Consider the following 16,623-nt stretch of genomic DNA (forward strand, 5'->3'; position numbering starts at 1 on the left):
TGAAAACACGGGCCGCAGCCCGTGTTTCCGTCCTCTCAGCGATCAGGCCAGCTTGCCGTGGCACTGCTTGTATTTCTTGCCGCTACCGCAGGGGCATGGGTCGTTGCGGCCCACACGCAGGCCTTCAAAAGCCCCTTCATCACCACCCAGCGCTTGTCCTTCAGGGACGGTCTGGGCTTCCCCAGTTTCAGTGGGGGCGGTATAGGTCACATTGGAGATGTGCTCGGCACGGGCTTCCAACTGCTGAGCGGCTTCGTCGAGTTGCGCTGGCGACTGCACCTGCACCGTCATCAAAATTTTGGTGACTTCGTTCTTGACGCTGTCGATCAACTGGCGGAACAGCTCGAAGGCTTCGCGCTTGTACTCTTGCTTGGGTTGCTTTTGGGCATAGCCACGCAAATGGATGCCTTGGCGCAGGTAGTCCAAAGAGCTCAAGTGGTCACGCCAGTTGGAGTCAAAGCTCTGCAGCAAGACCGCACGCTCAAACTGGGTGAAGTTCTCACGCCCCACCAGCTCCACCTTGGCATCGAAGGCGGCATGGGCCAGCTTGACCACGCGTTCCAGAATTTCTTCGTCGGTGATGGACTCTGATTGGGCAACCATGTCCTGCAACGACACGGCGATTTGCCACTCTTCATTGAGCGCCTTCTCCAGTGCCGGCAGGTCCCACTGTTCTTCGACCGACTCAACAGGCACGTACAAGCGCACCAAGTCGGTCATGGAGTCTTCACGCATGGCAGCAATCACATCCGCCAGGTCCGATGCGTCCAAAATGTCGTTGCGCTGCTGGTAGATCACCTTGCGCTGGTCATTGGCCACATCGTCGTATTCCAGCAGTTGCTTGCGGATATCGAAGTTGCGGGCTTCCACCTTGCGCTGGGCCGACTCAATGCTGCGAGTCACGATGCCTGCCTCGATGGCCTCACCGTCGGGCATCTTCAGGCGATCCATGATGGACTTGACGCGGTCACCCGCGAAGATGCGCATCAGCGAATCGTCCAGGCTCAGGTAAAAGCGCGACGAGCCCGGGTCACCTTGGCGGCCAGAGCGGCCACGCAGCTGGTTGTCGATACGGCGCGATTCATGGCGCTCGGTGGCGATGATGCGCAAGCCGCCCAGTGCCTTGATTTTTTCGTGGTCCACCTTCCAGTCGGCGCGCACTTTCTCGATCTGCGCATGGCGGGCGGCTTCGTCCAAAGACTCGTCCGCCTCAATCGCAGAGATGAGCTTTTCAATGTTGCCGCCCAGCACGATGTCGGTACCACGGCCCGCCATGTTGGTGGCGATGGTGATCATGCCCTCGCGCCCGGCCTGGGCCACGATGTCGGCCTCACGGGCATGCTGCTTGGCGTTGAGCACCTGGTGGGGTAAGCCCTCTTTGTTCAAGAGCTCGTCAATGATTTCTGAATTTTCAATCGATGTGGTGCCCACCAGCACCGGCTGGCCTCGCTCATGGCACTCGCGAATGTCTTTGATGGCCGCTTCGTACTTCTCGCGGGTGGTCTTGTACACACGGTCGAGCTGATCATCACGCAGGCTCTGGCGATTCGGGGGAATCACCACGGTTTCCAAGCCGTAGATTTCCTGGAACTCGTACGCCTCGGTATCGGCCGTGCCGGTCATGCCCGAGAGCTTGTTGTACAGGCGGAAGTAGTTCTGGAAGGTGATCGACGCCAGGGTCTGGTTTTCAGCCTGGATGTTGACGCCTTCCTTGGCCTCCACAGCCTGGTGCAGGCCATCGCTCCAGCGGCGGCCCGACATCAAACGGCCAGTGAACTCGTCCACGATGACGATTTCACCGTTTTGCACCACGTAGTGCTGGTCGCGGTGATAGAGGTGATTGGCACGCAGCGCTGCATACAGGTGGTGCATCAGCGTGATGTTGGCGGGGTCGTACACCGAGGCGCCTTCGGCAATCAGCCCCTGGCTCGCCAAAATGCGTTCGGCCGACTCGTGGCCCTGCTCCGTCAAGAACACCTGGTGGGTTTTCTCATCCAGCGTGAAGTCGCCGGGCTTGGTCACACCCTCGCCCGTGCGCGGATCGGCTTCTCCTTCTTGGCGCACCAGCAGCGGCACCACCTTGTTCATCGCGATGTACATCGCCGTGTGGTCTTCGGCTTGCCCACTGATGATGAGTGGCGTGCGCGCTTCATCGATCAAGATGGAGTCCACCTCGTCCACGATGGCATAGTTCAAGCCCTGCTGCACACGGTCATGGGCTTCGTACACCATGTTGTCGCGCAGGTAGTCAAACCCGTACTCGTTATTGGTGCCGTAGGTGATGTCTGCACGGTACGCAGCCTGCTTTTCCTCGCGCGGCATATTGGGCAGGTTGATGCCCACCGTCAGGCCCAGGAAGTTGTAGAGGCGGCCCATCCACTGGGCATCGCGATTAGCCAAGTAGTCGTTCACGGTGACCACATGAACCCCCTTGCCAGACAAGGCATTGAGGTACACCGGCAGCGTAGCGGTGAGGGTCTTGCCCTCGCCCGTGCGCATTTCAGAGATCTTGCCGTGGTGCAAGGCCATCCCACCCAGCATCTGCACGTCAAAGTGGCGCATCTTCATCGCGCGCTTGGAGCCTTCGCGCACTACAGCAAAGGCCTCAGGCAAGATGGCATCCAGCGATTCGCCTTTGGCTACCCGGTCCTTGAACTCCTGGGTCTTGGCGCGCAATGCGTCGTCAGACAGCTTCTCATACTCAGGCTCCATCTCGTTGATGCGAGCGACCACTTTGCGGTATTGCTTGAGAAGCCGGTCATTGCGGCTGCCGAATATTTTGGTGAGGAAGTTGGTGGCCATGCGAACAGGACCGTTCAACACACCAACGCGGTGTCGTTGAACGACCGAAATCCCTAATAAGAATTGAGTTCAGTTGAGTCCGTCGCTCAAGAATGCAAGCACCCCGAGGCCGAACACAGGACTGGCGATTTTACCTGCCCGCAGGTGTAGGGTTTTGCTGCGCTACCACAGCCCCCTTGGATGCAGCCGCCAGCGCGAGATCCGCCTTGCCCGTTCCGGCATTCAGGAATTTTTGTGGGTCCTGGAAGACCCCTTGCACAAGCACTTCAAAATGCAGATGCGGCCCCGTTGATCGGCCGGTGGTTCCGACCTCCGCAATTTTCTGCCCCCGCTTAACCAGATCACCCTGCTTGACCAACGTGCGAGAGGCGTGCGCATAGCGCGTCACCAACTGGTTCCCATGGTCCACCTCAATCATGTTGCCGTAGGCAGGATGAAATTCTTGGGCAATGACCACCCCTCCCGCTGCAGCCAAAATGGGGGTGCCGGTATCGGCCTGAAAGTCCAGCCCCGTGTGCAACGCCGATTGGCCCGTAAAGGGGTCCAGCCGCCAGCCGAACGCAGAGCCCGCCGCACGCCCACTGACCGGGGCGTGGGTGGGTACCATTTTTTTACGGATGTGCTGGTCAAAGAGCCTTGACTCCATCACAGTCATCCAATCGACCCGCTGGTTGGTCAACTTTTCCAGATCATCCAGCATGGCCTGCAACTCTTCCATCGAAAGATTGCGGGCCCCCACCAGGGCACCACCACGGCCGTCATTTTTGGGAATGTCAGCGGGAGACATTCCCGAAAGCCCCATGACACGGTCCCCAAGAGACTCCAGCTGAACCATGCGCGCCTGCATATCCCCCACGCGACGGGCCATCGCATCCAGATTGGCCCGCATGAACTTGTCACGCTCTTCAAACTCGTCTTTGACCACCAGCTTGACCAATGAGCCAAACACGGGCCACCCCTCGCGAGCGCCTTTCAGAAAAACCCAGTGGTACAACAGCGCAGCCACCAGCATCAGCCCCATCGAAAGCAGCAACCCAGCCAACACAAGGCGCACACCCGACAGATGAATAGACCGGGTACGGGCCGAACGAGCGTCCGTGATAATCAAATGCACAAAGTTATCTCCATGCCATAGAGGCCCACCCATGAACCGCCGCCATCACGCCGTTACGTTGCAGCAAGCCAGCGCCGAGTCCCCCACGCTGGCCATGCTGACCGCGCTCACCAGAGACTCCAGCGACCGGCTGAAGGCCATAGAACCATTGATTCCCCCAGGACTGCGAGGCACGCTACAGGCTGGCCCGATTGACGGAACAAGCTGGTGCCTTCTTGTCAGCAGCAACTCGGCTGCGGCCAAGCTGCGCCAAATCCTGCCTGCACTGCAGGCGCATTTGCGGGTCCGGGGATGGGAGGTTAACTCCATTCGCCTGAAAGTTCAAACTGGCGTGCGTTGAACTGGCGAATGAAAGGATGCTGAGGCATCCACAAGAAAAATGGTGCCGGTTGTCGGAATCGAACTGACGACCTACCGCTTACAAGGCGGGTGCTCTACCAACTGAGCTAAACCGGCGAAGCCCGCATTCTATATCGAAAAACAGGCCCAAAAACAAATAACCGCTATTTCACGCGTTTGAGCGAGGGGCGACCACCTGCAGGACCAGGCGTTGGGCGGGGCGCATCCCCCGCACCGGATTCGGTATCGGCCGCGGGCACCAGTTGAACAACACGCTCATCTGCCGCCACCGCGGGCGCCTCCTCCAACACCACCGCGCTCGACGCTGGCGTGAGCGACACAGGCAAAGATGGCGCCACCAACCCATCTACCGGCGCTGGAAATGCCATGCCTTGCCCATTTTCACGGGCGTAAATGGCAATGACGCGGCCGACCGGCACAAGGATGTCGCGCGGCTTGCCGCCGAAGCGGGCCTTGAACTCAATGAAATCATTGCCCAGCTGCAACGCGCTGGTCGCGTCGTAGCTGATGTTCAGCACGATCTCACCCTCGTGCACGAACTCCCGCGGCACCTGAACCGACTCGTCCACGCGCACCGCCACGTAAGGGGTCAACCCATTGTCGGTGCACCATTCGTACAAGGCACGAATCAGGTACGGGCGCGTAGAAGTCGATTCCTGAGCATTCATGGGCAATGAAACGGTTCGGTCGGTGAAAAGAAGGGACTGCCGCGCTTACTTGCGCATGACCTTTTCAGAAGGTGTCAGCGCTTCGATGTAGGCAGGGCGAGAGAAGATGCGCTCTGCATACTTGAGCAACGGGGCAGCATTTTTGCTCAGCTCAATGCCGTAGTAATCCAGGCGCCAGAGCAAAGGCGCAATAGCGACATCCAGCATCGAGAAGTTATCGCCCAGCATGTACTTGTTCTTGAGGAACACAGGCGCCAGTTGGGTCAGTCGGTCACGGATATGGGCACGCGCCTTTTCCAGCGCCTTTTCGTTGCCCTTGGTGGCACGCGATTCCAGCGTGTTCACATGCACGAACAACTCTTTTTCAAAGTTCAGCAAGAACAAGCGGACACGGGCGCGATCGACCGGGTCACCAGGCATCAATTGCGGGTGCGGAAAGCGCTCGTCAATGTACTCATTGATGATGTTCGACTCATACAGAATCAGGTCGCGCTCCACCAAAATAGGCACTTGCCCATAGGGGTTCATCACGCTGATGTCTTCTGGCTTGTTGTACAGGTCTACATCGCGGATTTCGAAATCCATGCCTTTTTCAAACAAGACAAAGCGGCAGCGGTGGGAAAAAGGGCAAGTGGTTCCCGAGTAAAGCACCATCATGGTGGGAGGCTCCTAAAAATCAAAAGAGTGGGAAGCACCAAAGCGCCCACTCTGTAAAAAATTCCGGCGAACCCGCATGCGGGTGTCGCCGGAAGATCAGCGAATTATTTGACGTCTTTCCAGAAAGACGCGTTCAGCCGCCATGCAATGATGGTGAAGAAGCCCAGGAAAATCAGAACCCAGACCCCAACACGGATGCGCGTGTTTTGCGCAGGCTCGGCCATCCACTGCATGTAGTTCACCAGATCACCCACCGCCTCGTCGTACTGAACCGGAGTCAGCTTGCCCGGAGTCACTTGCTCCCAACCCTTGAAAACATGGGTCTTTTTGCCGTGACTCTCTTGCTCTTCAAACACGGGACGACGCTCGCCCTGCAACTCCCACAAGGCATGGGGCATGCCTACATTGGGAAACACCAGGTTGTTCCAGCCGGTCAGCTTGGCGTCGTCTCGGTAATAGGTACGCAAGTAGGTGTAGAGGTAATCTGCACCAGACCCCGCCGAGCTGGCACGCGAACGCGCAATCACGGTGAGGTCAGGAGGATTGGCACCAAACCAAGCCTTGGCTTGTTTTGGATCAATCGCAGACTTCATTGTCTCACCCACCTTGTCGGTGGTGAACAACAGATTGTCCTTCACCTGCTGATCTGAAAGGCCAATGTCCTTCAGACGATTGAAGCGCATATATGCCGCAGAGTGGCAATTCAGGCAGTAATTGACGAACAGCTTGGCACCATTTTGCAGAGATGCCAGGTCGTTGGTCTTGGCGGGCGCCCTGTCCAGCGCAACCCCGCCGCCGGAAGCCATTGCAGAGCCAGCCACCAGACCCAGCGCTGCCACCATCGTGAGAATGAGTTTCTTCATTGTTATTTGCTCCTGCTCTCAGTGCGCAACGTAGGTAACGCGATCGGGCACGGGCTTGGTCTTGCCAATGCGACTCCACCAGGGCATCAACATGAAGAAGCCGAAGTAGAACAGCGTGCCCACTTGAGAAACCCGCTCACCCACAGGAGACGGAGGCTGTACACCCAAGTAACCCAGGATCAGGAAGTTGATCACAAAGACACCGTAGAAATACTTGTGCCAATCGGGACGGTAGCGAATGGACTTCACTGGGCTGCAATCCAACCATGGCAAGAAGAACAGAATGATCACGGCACCGCCCATGACCACCACACCCCAGAACTTAGCATCAATGGCCAGCATGAGAAGGATCACCACCGCGCCAGCACCTGCAATCGCAGCCTTGAAGATGCCAGGCAATTGAGCCTTCACCGCACCAAAGAGCGCACCCAGGGCCACGCAGGCGATCAGGGCGTACATCATCTCGCTGGTGATGGCACGCAGCATCGAGTAGAACGGCGTGAAGTACCAGACTGGCGCAATGTGCAGCGGCGTCACCAACGGGTCGGCCGGGATGAAATTGTTGTACTCCAGGAAGTAGCCACCGAACTCAGGGGCGAAGAAGATCACCGCCGAGAACACCAGCAAGAAAACCGCAACACCAAAGATATCGTGAACGGTGTAGTAAGGGTGGAACGGCACGCCGTCCAGTGGCTTGCCCTTGGCATCGCGGGGCGCATTGGGGCCCTTGATTTCGACGCCGTCGGGGTTGTTGGAGCCCACATCGTGCAGCGCCAACAAGTGCGCCACCACCAAGCCCAGCAGCACCAAAGGCACCGCAATCACATGGAAGCTGAAGAAGCGGTTCAGGGTCGCATCGCCCACCACAAAATCACCACGGATGAGCAAAGCCAGATCGGGACCAATGAACGGAATGGCGGCGAACAGGTTCACGATCACCTGAGCACCCCAGTACGACATCTGACCCCAAGGCAGCAGGTAGCCCATGAAGGCTTCCGCCATCAGGCACAGGAAGATGGCGCAGCCAAAGATCCAGACCAATTCGCGTGGCTTGCGGTAAGAACCATAGAGCAACCCACGGAACATGTGCAGGTACACCACGACAAAGAAGGCCGAAGCGCCAGTGGAGTGCATGTAGCGGATCAACCAACCCCAAGGCACATCGCGCATGATGTATTCCACCGATGCGAAAGCCAGATTGGCATCAGGCTTGTAGTGCATCACGAGGAAGATGCCAGTGACGATCTGAATGACCAGCACCAGCAATGCCAGCGAACCAAAGATGTACCAGAAGTTGAAGTTCTTCGGAGCATAGTACTCCGACATGTGCACGCGGTACGCATCAAACGCCGTGGGAAACCGGTTCTCAAACCAGTTCGTTACCTTGGCCGTTGCCGATGCGTTAGGGGAAATTTCCTTGAATTCAGCCATGTTGTGCTACCTCAAGCCTTCTTGTCTTCACCGATCAGCAGGCGCGAATCGGACAGGAACATGTGTGGCGGAATTTCCAGGTTGTCAGGCGCTGGCTTGTTCTTGAACACGCGGCCGGCCACGTCAAACGTCGAGCCGTGGCAAGCACACAGAAAGCCGCCATTCCAGTCGTCTGGCAGCGAAGGCTGTGGGCCCGTTTGAAACTTGTCACCTGGCGAGCAGCCCAGGTGGGTGCAAATGCCGACCCCGACGAAGATCTCGGGCTTGATGGAGCGGTGTTGGTTTTTGGCGTACTCGGGGTGGGGTACGTCTTGCGATCTGACTTGGGATCGGCCACCTGGGGCTCGGTCTTGGCCAGCGAGGCGACCTGTTCAGGGGTGCGCTTGAGAATCCACACGGGCTTGCCGCGCCACTCTACGGTCAACTTTTCGCCCGGCTGCAGGGCTGAAATGTCCACCTCTACAGCTGCGCCGGCTGCTTTGGCTCTTTCCGAAGGCTGAAAACTGCTGACGAAGGGCACGGCTACAGCCACTCCTCCCGCAGCACCAGCGCATCCGGACGCAATCAGCCACGTCCGCTTACTGGTGTCGACTGGTGTGTCACTCATGGGGATCCTCGGTATACATCGCTATGTTGGGGTCAGCGGCGGATTGTAGCGGAGTGAAAACTCGTAACAACAGGCAAACCTCTTGAAATCAGCCTTGACAGCCCCATGCGCTGGGTAATACTGCGCCCCTGCCACCTAGATAATGCGGGGTTCAAACCGTCTCTGGGTACGTTTGTCAACCAATTTATAAAAATGGAAGAAACATGACCATCATCAAAGAGTTCAAAGAATTCGCAATCAAGGGTAATGTGGTCGATCTCGCCGTGGGCGTGATCATTGGGGGGCCTTCGGGAAAATCGTGGATTCGGTGGTGGCCGACCTGATCATGCCGATGGTGGGGCTGGTATTTGGCAAACTGGATTTTTCCAATTTGTTCCTGGTGCTGGGTAATGTGCCCGCAGGTACGGCTATGACGCTGGACGCGCTTCGCAAAGCGGGCGTTCCTGTGTTTGCTTATGGCAATTTTCTGACCGTGGCGGTGAATTTCATTATTCTGGCCTTCATCATTTTCATGATGATCAAACAAATCAACCGACTCAAGCGCGAAGCCCCCGCCGCCGCACCTGCGGCCCCAGCCCCTGAGCCAGAAGACATCGTGCTGCTGCGCGAAATTCGCGACAGCCTCAAGCAGCGCTGAGCCAGCCAAGGCTCGCGTTTTTTGCGCTTCAGACTCTGCCGCCAACGCCCTGCCCAGCAGGGCGTTTTACGTTGCGCCAACCGCCCGGGCGGGGGCTGCGCCTGCAGTCAAGCCAACTGCCGCGCCATGCGAACCGCCTCGATGAGGCTGGACGCATCGGCTACACCCTGGCCCGCAATGTCGAAGGCTGTGCCGTGGTCCGGGCTGGTGCGCACCAGCGGCAAGCCCAAGGTCACGTTCACGCCCTTGTCCACGCCCAGGTACTTGACGGGAATCAAGCCTTGGTCATGGTACATCGCCACCACCACATCAAACGCCCCCGGATGGCCTGGCGCGTTGCGGGCGCGCATGAACACCGTGTCTGGCGGCAGGGGGCCCTGCACATCCAAACCCTGGGCCTGCAGCCAGGCCACCGCCGGGGCAATGGTGTCGATCTCTTCGCGGCCAAACAAGCCACCCTCCCCCGCATGCGGATTGAGCCCCGCCACTGCAATGCGCGGGCTGCGCCCCAAAGTGCGCTGCAGCGCGTCGTGGGCAATCTGCACGGTCTGCACCACGTTGTCATAAGTCACCGCAGCAATCGCGTCGCGCAATGAGACGTGGATGCTGACCAGCACCGTGCGCAGCTCGTCACTGGCGAGCATCATGCGCACCGGCATGTCCGCCAGGGCCACGCCCCGATGGGCTGCGGCCTCGGCCTGCAGCAGCTCGGTGTGGCCGGGGTAGGCTAAGCCTGCCGCTGACAACGCCTCTTTGTGCAGGGGTGCGGTGACCAGTGCAGCCACCTCCCCGCGCAGCGCAGCGCGGGCCGCCCATTCCACGCAATCGGCTGCAGCGCGCCCGGCCTCGGCACTCACCCCCCCCAAAGGCACAGCGCTGGCCAGCCCCGGCAGAGGCAACACGGGCACGCAACGCGTCGGCACATCCAAGGCGTCTTGAATGCTGTCCAGCACCGCCAAAGGCACGCTGGGAATGCCTGGGCGAGCAATGCACGCAGCCGCCCGGCGCAACGTAGCCACATCGCCCACCACAAAGCAACCCCGCAGCAGGTCAGGCGCGTCGCGAAAGGCCTTGGCCACGATCTCCGGGCCGATGCCTGCCGGGTCTCCTTGGGTGATGGCGATGGGCTTCATGCAGATCCTTATCAAAATCAAGCTCCAGCGCTTATTAAATAAGCGCTAGCAGCTATTATTTATATAGCAAATATTTGGAGCGGCTCACACAACCCAGCGAAGCGGCCCTGGCTAGGCGTCCCGTCGCAGGCAGTACGACAGGTACGACAAGACGAGACAACGACGCGACGCCAGGGGGGTTGTGTTAGCCGCTCTCAGGCGGGGTTGTCAATCTCGATGAACTGGTGCGCGAGGCCCAGGCTTCGCGCCACTTCAGCGGCCAGGGCTGGGGCGCCATAGCGCTCGGTGGCATGGTGGCCTGCGGCCACAAACGCCACCCCGGTCTCGCGGGCCAAGTGCGCTTGCGGCTCTGAAATTTCACCCGTCACAAAAACGTCCGCCCCCGCGGCAATGGCTGCCTCGAAGTAGCTCTGCGCACCGCCCGAGCACCACGCCACCTTGGCGATGGGACGCTGCGCCCCCATGGCACCACCGGGCGCCACCAGCGTGACGGAGCGCCCCAACGCCTGCGCCACATGGTCGGCCACAGCCTGGGCACTGGGGTAACTGGCGCTGGCCAGACAGCCCAGCGCTTGCTCACCAAATTGCGATTCGCTCGTCCACCCCAGCACCCGCCCCAGCTGGGCGTTGTTGCCCCACAGAGGGTGCGCGTCCAGCGGCAGGTGGTAGGCAAACAGGTTGATGTCGTGCGCCAGCAGCCGCTGCAGGCGCTGCTTCATCCAGCCAGTCACCCGCCCGTCCTGCCCCCGCCAGAACAGGCCGTGGTGCACAAAGATGGCGTCGGCACGGGCTTCAATGGCGGCGTCGATCAGCGCTAGGCTGGCCGTCACGCCGCTGACCACGCGCGAGATCTCGGCCCGCCCTTCGACCTGCAGGCCGTTGGGGCCGTAGTCCTTGAAGCGCTCGGGTTGCAGCAGGCCGTCAAACGCCTGCAAGAGTTGTTGCCTGGATATGCTCATGCCGGGTATTGTCGCGCGGCGCTGGCACCGGCTGCAGGGGCCCTCAGGCTTTGCGGACTGGGTTGACGGACAATGGCGACTGCGCAGGGACAGCATCGTCCACATGGCACTTTTTCTGCCCGCGCTTTTTTGCCACTCACACCCAAGACCATGAAACGCATCTGGCTGCTGTTTTCTCAGGCCGTGACAGTTTTTGCTGCGGCGTACTTTGTTGTTGCCACCCTCCAACCCGACTGGATCCGCCAAGGCGCCAAGCGATCTGGCGCGGGCATTGCGCTGCTGGAGGCCCCCTCAGCCCCCTCCGGCCAGCCCGCCCCAGGCAGCTTCAGCGGCGCAGCACGCAAGGCCTCACCGGCCGTGGTGAGCATCAACACCAGCAAGGCAGTGCGCCATCCACGCAGCAACGACCCCTGGTTCCAGTTCTTCTTTGGCGACCAGGGCCAGCAGGCGCAAACGGGCCTGGGCAGCGGCGTCATCATCAGCCCCAAGGGCTACATCCTGACCAACAACCATGTGGTCGAGGGCGCCGATGAAATTGAAGTGACCCTCACAGACAGCCGCCGCTCGCGCGCCAGCGTGATCGGGACCGATCCCGACACCGACCTCGCGATCCTGAAGATCGAGCTCGACAAGCTGCCTGTGATCACCCTGGGCAACTCCGATGGGCTGGCCGTGGGCGACCAGGTGCTGGCCATTGGTAACCCCTTTGGCGTGGGACAAACCGTGACCAGCGGCATCGTCAGTGCCTTGGGCCGCAGCCAGCTGGGCATCAATACGTTTGAGAATTTCATCCAGACCGATGCCGCCATCAACCCCGGCAACTCGGGCGGCGCGCTGGTGGATGTGAACGGCAACCTACTGGGCATCAACACCGCCATCTATTCCCGCTCTGGCGGCAGCATGGGCATCGGGTTTGCCATTCCCGTGTCCACTGCGCGGCTGGTGCTGGACGGCATCGTGAAAGACGGGCAGGTGACCCGGGGCTGGATTGGCGTGGAGCCCAACGAACTCTCGCCCGAGCTGGCCGAGACCTTTGGCGTGAAAGCCACCGAGGGCGTGATCATCACCGGCGTGCTGCAAGACGGCCCCGCCGCGCAAGCTGGCATGCGCCCTGGCGATGTGATCGTGAAAGTGGACGACAAGGCCGTGGGCAATGTCTCTGAACTGCTGACGGCAGTGGCTGCACTCAAGCCAGGCACCGCCTCCACCTTCCAGGTGCAGCGCACCGACCGAAAGCTGGAGCTGAGCATCAACCCCGGGGTGCGCCCCCGTCCACAGCGCAACGTGCGGCGCTGACTACGCGCAGTAGCGATCACCGTATCGCTATCAAATAAATAGCTGCTAGCGCTTACAAATAAAGCGCTAGCAGCTATTTTTATATCCAAATCATTTCAAGAAAAATGCCAAAGGGGCAAGTGCCGCCCCCTGGTCACCCCACGCTACAAGGCGGAGCGTGGGTTTCGTACGCTTCTCAAGAGGACGAAGAAGAGGATGCCGCCTGATCGTCCGCGCTCTCAGGCGCCTTGGTGTGCTTGATGAACACCTGCGCAGCCCAGATGCCGATCTCGTAAAGAATGCACATGGGCACCGCCAGTGCCAGTTGCGACACCACATCGGGCGGGGTGACCACCGCCGCGACGACGAACGCCCCCACGACGAAATAGCCGCGAAAGCTCTTGAGCTTTTCCACACTCACCACACCCATGCGGGCCAGCACGACCACTGCAATGGGCACTTCAAACGCCAGCCCGAAGGCCAGAAACATCGACAGCACAAAGCTCAGGTAGGCCTCAATGTCTGGTGCGGCCGTGATGCTTTTAGGCGCAAAGCTCTGGATGAACGCAAACACCTGCCCAAACACGAAGAAGTAGCAAAACGCGACGCCAATGAAGAACAGCAGCGTGCTGGACACCACCAGTGGCAGCACCAGCTTCTTCTCGTGCGAATACAGGCCCGGCGCCACAAACGCCCACACCTGCCACAACACAAAAGGCAAGGCGAGCAGGAAAGCCGCCATCAACAAAATCTTGAGCGGCACCATGAAGGGGGAGATCACCGAAGTGGCGATCAGCGTGGCCCCCTTGGGCAAATGCGCCACCAACGGCGCCGCCAGGAAGTCATACAGCGGCCCGGGGCCCGGGAAGAAGAACAGGAAAGCCGCAGCCACGGCAATCGCAATGATGGCTTTGACCAAGCGATCGCGCAGCTCCATCAGGTGCTGCACAAAAGGCTGCTCGGTGCCAGCAAGCTCGTCTTCTTGGGATGGGGTGTCTGACATGTTGGGTTTTCTAGGGCGTCAAGGCAGCCCGAAACGCGCGCGAAAGCGCAGCGTCAATGGATCTTTTTGGGACGGTAGCGCGCCACGCGTGCGGCACCCGACAAGGCTTTGGTGCGCACACCACTGCGGGCTTTGTACCACTGCGGTGTGGCGCCTTTTTTGACGCGCCAGTTCTTGCCCGGGTGCTTGTAGGCCGGCACCACAGCAGAAGCGGTGTCATACCCCTCGCCCGCCAAGCTGGTGGCTTGCGCCCAGTCCTTCTCGAACTCGCTGGCGCTGGTCTGGATGGACTGCTGCACATCGCGCGCAGCGCCCTCCACCGTGTCCTTCATCTTGCGCAGCTCATCAAGCTCCATGGAGCGATTGACCTCCGACTTCACATCGGCCACATAGCGCTGCGCCTTGCCCAGCAAAGTGCCCACGGTGCGGGCGACACGGGGCAGCTTTTCGGGGCCGATGACGATCAACGCCACCGCGCCGATCAGCGCCATTTTGGACAGGCCAATATCGATCATGGAGTCAGCGTTCCCTCAGGCGATCAGCTCTTTTGCTTGGCTTCTACGTCGATGGTGGTCTTGTCGGCGGCCTGGCTATTGGCCACCTGGCCCGGGGCAGGCGCTGCAGACGCAGCGGAGCTGTCGCCCGCGCCGTCCTTCATGCCGTCCTTGAAGCCCTTGACGGCGCCGCCCAGATCGGAGCCCATGTTCTTGAGTTTCTTGGTGCCGAAGACCATGACGACGATCAGCAGCACGATCAGCCAGTGCCAGATGGAAAAGGAACCCATGGAATTTCTCCTAACGAATTGCAATCATTTTAGACGCGCGATGTGGCCCCAGCGTGAAGGGGCCGCGCCAAAACACTTCAGCCCTTGAGCCAAGGGCGCGGACCACCCATCACATGGATGTGCAGATGGTGGATTTCCTGCCCACCTTCAAGCCCCGTGTTGGTCACAATGCGAAAGCCGCCCTCTGGATAAGGGTTGCAGCCCTGCTCCTGGGCCAATTGGGGTGCCAGAGCCATCATGCGCCCCAGCAGGCCTGCGTGCTCGGCGGTAACCTGCGCCATCGAAGGGATATGCGCCTTGGGCACCATCAAAAAGTGCACCGGCGCCCAGGGATGGATGTCGTGAAAGGCGAAGATTTCTTCGTCTTCATAGACTTTGCGGGAAGGAATCTGGCCTGCAATGATTTTGCAAAAAAGGCAGTTGGGATCGTGCATGGTGGGCTGTGAAAAATGGGAGTCAGTGCCTGCGCGGGGCGCCGCTTTGCAGCGGGCGGTGCAACGCCGTCAGGCATTGTCTGCGATCTGGATGGTCGGGCGCAGGCCCACGGACTGGCGATGGTCGGCCAGCCATTGCTGCCCCTGCTCGCGCCCCAGGGCAAACAGCTTGCGCACAAAGGGCAGGTCCGCACGGGTTTTGCTGTCAGCCCCGTAGGGTTCCAGCACGGCACCGCCATCAATGCGGTGCATGCGCACGCTCTTGTAGCGGCGGGCGTCCAGCTTGCCCTCGGCCAGCAAACGGCGCACAAACTCGATGGCCCGCAGCTCAGCCAGCAGGCTGGCATTGAAGGTGACTTCGTTCATGCGCTCCATGATCTCGGGCACCGTATCGGGCAGCGCACGGTGCTCGATGGGATTGATCTGCACCAGCAGGATGTCGGAGGTCTCGGTCTGGTAGATCAGGGGGTGCAGCGCAGGGTTGCCTGAATAGCCCCCGTCCCAATAGCGCTCCCCGTCGATCTCCACAGCCTTGAAAAGCAAGGGCAGACAAGCCGACGCCATGACCGCATCGGCACTGAGCCGTGGGCCAGAGAAGATCTCGCCGCGCCCGGTGCGCACATTGGTGGCGCACACAAACACCTTGGGTGTGGCGAGGGCCGCAGCGCCCCGCGCTTTGCACAACAAGTCAAAGTCCACCTCGCGCTCCAGCAGCAAGCGCAGCGGGTTGATGTCGAGCGGGTTGGTCTGGTAGGGCGACAGCCATTGCGTCATCATGCCCAGCAAGGGGTTGGCGGCCGCCAGGGGCGCCCCCCACATCAGGCTGCCCAGGGTGCCCACGCCCTCCCACAGGCGGGTCAACGTCTCGCGCGCCAGGGTGCAACCGGCGGCATGGGCCTCCACAGGGTCCTTGTGCTGGTGGGCCGCCTGCGCAAACCCATGAGCCACGGCCACGGCATTCATGGCCCCGGCGCTGGTGCCACTGATGCCTTCCAACGCCCACCGACCATCCTCCAGCAGGGCGTCAAGCACGCCCCAGGTCAAGGCGCCGTGCGAACCACCGCCTTGCAAGGCGAGGTTCAGCCGTACCAGGGGTTTGCCGCCCTCAGGCATCCAGGGCCTGGCTCTTGTTCATCGCCACCATGCCACGCACGATGCGATACAGGAACCACAGGGAAATGAGCCCCCAGGCAATCCAGCCCGGAATCACCAAAATCCACAGCGGTGCCGTCAGCACATACAACACCCCGGCCCACACCACCGTGCGAATGCGCCAGGAGAAATGGCTGGCCTGCCAAGTGCCTTCGGCATCGCTCTTTTTGACCAGATCAATCACCAATGCCACCACCAGCAGCACAGCGCCGGGCTGAGCCCCCGGCATGACCGCACCCACCGCCACAATCAGGTGCAGCAGGTAACTGACCCAGCCAATGGCTTTGAGGTCTTCGGCTTGCTGGTCCTTGGGTTGCACGTCGGTGAAGTCATCGGCCATGGGATTCAACCTTTCTCGTCTGCCGCCCTGGCCGCCACTTTGCGCAGGGCTTTTTCTTCGATGCCGCTGGTGCCTTCACGGCGGACCAGCTCGGTGATCACGTCGGCCGGCGTCAGGCCGTAGTGGGCCAGCGCAATCATGGAGTGAAACCAGAGGTCGGCCACTTCGTAAACGATCTTGGACTTGTCAGCGCCATGGTCCACATCCTTGGCGGCCATCACCACTTCGGTGGCCTCTTCGCCAATTTTCTTGAGGAACGCATCAGGCCCCTTGTGCAGCAGGCGCGAGACGTAGCTCTTTTCCGGGTCGCCACCGAGGGCAGGCTTGCGGCTTTCGATCACGGCGGCAAGGCGTGCCAGGGCGTCTTGCGAAGACAGGGCTGGGGAATCGTTGGAACTCATGGG

At 60.3% G+C, this 16,623-nt stretch carries 17 protein-coding genes, 1 tRNA gene and 2 pseudogenes; 3 read left to right on the top strand and 17 right to left on the bottom strand.

Annotated features, from left to right (window positions below; translation table 11 throughout):
• Positions 1 to 42 precede the first annotated feature (42 nt).
• Positions 43 to 2,802, bottom strand: a complete 2,760-nt coding sequence (gene secA / locus EAG14_RS17310) for a preprotein translocase subunit SecA (protein ID WP_099658047.1) — start codon at positions 2,800 to 2,802, stop codon at positions 43 to 45.
• Positions 2,803 to 2,932: 130 nt separating this feature from the next.
• A complete protein-coding gene (locus EAG14_RS17315; protein WP_240456819.1) occupies positions 2,933 to 3,916 on the bottom strand; it encodes a M23 family metallopeptidase in 984 nt (327 codons plus the stop codon).
• Positions 3,917 to 3,947: 31 nt separating this feature from the next.
• On the opposite strand from EAG14_RS17315, the gene EAG14_RS17320 reads away from it, so the two are divergent.
• Complete coding sequence (locus EAG14_RS17320) at positions 3,948 to 4,256, top strand: hypothetical protein (protein WP_099658045.1); 309 nt, start codon at positions 3,948 to 3,950, stop codon at positions 4,254 to 4,256.
• Positions 4,257 to 4,296: 40 nt separating this feature from the next.
• Here EAG14_RS17320 and EAG14_RS17325 read toward each other — a convergent pair.
• The 6 genes and pseudogenes from EAG14_RS17325 to petA form a co-directional block, all read right to left on the bottom strand.
• Positions 4,297 to 4,372 (bottom strand) — tRNA-Thr (locus EAG14_RS17325).
• Between the two features lie 47 nt (positions 4,373 to 4,419).
• Entirely contained in the window at positions 4,420 to 4,944 is a 525-nt protein-coding gene (locus EAG14_RS17330; RefSeq protein WP_121729626.1) for a ClpXP protease specificity-enhancing factor, read from the bottom strand.
• 45 nt (positions 4,945 to 4,989) lie between these two features.
• The gene (locus EAG14_RS17335) at positions 4,990 to 5,601 is read right to left on the bottom strand and encodes a glutathione S-transferase N-terminal domain-containing protein (protein WP_044400199.1); all 612 of its coding nucleotides are present in this window, start codon (positions 5,599 to 5,601) and stop codon (positions 4,990 to 4,992) included.
• A 104-nt stretch (positions 5,602 to 5,705) separates the two neighbouring features.
• Complete coding sequence (locus tag EAG14_RS17340) at positions 5,706 to 6,464, bottom strand: cytochrome c1 (protein ID WP_099658043.1); 759 nt, start codon at positions 6,462 to 6,464, stop codon at positions 5,706 to 5,708.
• A gap of 18 nt (positions 6,465 to 6,482) precedes the next feature.
• Complete coding sequence (locus tag EAG14_RS17345; RefSeq protein ID WP_099658042.1) at positions 6,483 to 7,895, bottom strand: cytochrome bc complex cytochrome b subunit; 1,413 nt, start codon at positions 7,893 to 7,895, stop codon at positions 6,483 to 6,485.
• Positions 7,896 to 7,906: 11 nt separating this feature from the next.
• Positions 7,907 to 8,502 (bottom strand): annotated as a pseudogene (gene petA, locus EAG14_RS17350) (ubiquinol-cytochrome c reductase iron-sulfur subunit).
• Between the two features lie 203 nt (positions 8,503 to 8,705).
• Between petA and mscL the strand changes: the two are divergent.
• Positions 8,706 to 9,139, top strand: a pseudogene (gene mscL, locus EAG14_RS17355) (large conductance mechanosensitive channel protein MscL).
• Positions 9,140 to 9,246: 107 nt separating this feature from the next.
• Here mscL and pdxA read toward each other — a convergent pair.
• Together pdxA and EAG14_RS17365 are read right to left on the bottom strand one after the other, a co-directional pair.
• Positions 9,247 to 10,272 carry a 4-hydroxythreonine-4-phosphate dehydrogenase PdxA gene (gene pdxA, locus EAG14_RS17360; protein ID WP_121729627.1) on the bottom strand — a complete coding sequence of 342 codons (1,026 nt, stop codon included), beginning with the start codon at positions 10,270 to 10,272 and terminating at the stop codon, positions 9,247 to 9,249.
• A gap of 194 nt (positions 10,273 to 10,466) precedes the next feature.
• Positions 10,467 to 11,231, bottom strand: coding sequence for a Nif3-like dinuclear metal center hexameric protein (locus EAG14_RS17365; protein ID WP_121729628.1), 765 nt, complete (start codon positions 11,229 to 11,231; stop codon positions 10,467 to 10,469).
• A gap of 150 nt (positions 11,232 to 11,381) precedes the next feature.
• On the opposite strand from EAG14_RS17365, the gene EAG14_RS17370 reads away from it, so the two are divergent.
• A complete protein-coding gene (locus tag EAG14_RS17370; protein WP_121729629.1) occupies positions 11,382 to 12,527 on the top strand; it encodes a trypsin-like peptidase domain-containing protein in 1,146 nt (381 codons plus the stop codon).
• 175 nt (positions 12,528 to 12,702) lie between these two features.
• Here EAG14_RS17370 and tatC read toward each other — a convergent pair whose 3' ends face one another.
• From tatC to EAG14_RS17405, 7 genes are all read right to left on the bottom strand, one after another.
• On the bottom strand, positions 12,703 to 13,509 hold the full coding sequence (tatC, locus tag EAG14_RS17375; protein ID WP_099658036.1) for a twin-arginine translocase subunit TatC: 807 nt from the start codon (positions 13,507 to 13,509) through the stop codon (positions 12,703 to 12,705).
• Positions 13,510 to 13,562: 53 nt separating this feature from the next.
• The gene (gene tatB / locus EAG14_RS17380; protein WP_099658035.1) at positions 13,563 to 14,024 is read right to left on the bottom strand and encodes a Sec-independent protein translocase protein TatB; all 462 of its coding nucleotides are present in this window, start codon (positions 14,022 to 14,024) and stop codon (positions 13,563 to 13,565) included.
• A gap of 23 nt (positions 14,025 to 14,047) precedes the next feature.
• Positions 14,048 to 14,293: a Sec-independent protein translocase subunit TatA gene (gene tatA / locus EAG14_RS17385; protein WP_099658034.1), complete on the bottom strand. Its 246-nt coding sequence runs from the start codon at positions 14,291 to 14,293 to the stop codon at positions 14,048 to 14,050.
• A gap of 77 nt (positions 14,294 to 14,370) precedes the next feature.
• Positions 14,371 to 14,727 carry a histidine triad nucleotide-binding protein gene (locus tag EAG14_RS17390; protein WP_121729630.1) on the bottom strand — a complete coding sequence of 119 codons (357 nt, stop codon included), beginning with the start codon at positions 14,725 to 14,727 and terminating at the stop codon, positions 14,371 to 14,373.
• Between the two features lie 69 nt (positions 14,728 to 14,796).
• Complete coding sequence (locus EAG14_RS17395; RefSeq protein ID WP_099658032.1) at positions 14,797 to 15,840, bottom strand: patatin-like phospholipase family protein; 1,044 nt, start codon at positions 15,838 to 15,840, stop codon at positions 14,797 to 14,799.
• Complete coding sequence (locus EAG14_RS17400; RefSeq protein WP_099658031.1) at positions 15,833 to 16,219, bottom strand: hypothetical protein; 387 nt, start codon at positions 16,217 to 16,219, stop codon at positions 15,833 to 15,835. The genes EAG14_RS17395 and EAG14_RS17400 overlap by 8 nt, the downstream gene beginning before the upstream one ends.
• 5 nt (positions 16,220 to 16,224) lie before the next feature.
• Entirely contained in the window at positions 16,225 to 16,620 is a 396-nt protein-coding gene (locus tag EAG14_RS17405; protein WP_099743173.1) for a phosphoribosyl-ATP diphosphatase, read from the bottom strand.
• Positions 16,621 to 16,623: the final 3 nt, after the last annotated feature.

The organism is Acidovorax sp. 1608163 (assembly GCF_003669015.1).
GTDB lineage: Bacteria > Pseudomonadota > Gammaproteobacteria > Burkholderiales > Burkholderiaceae_C > Acidovorax.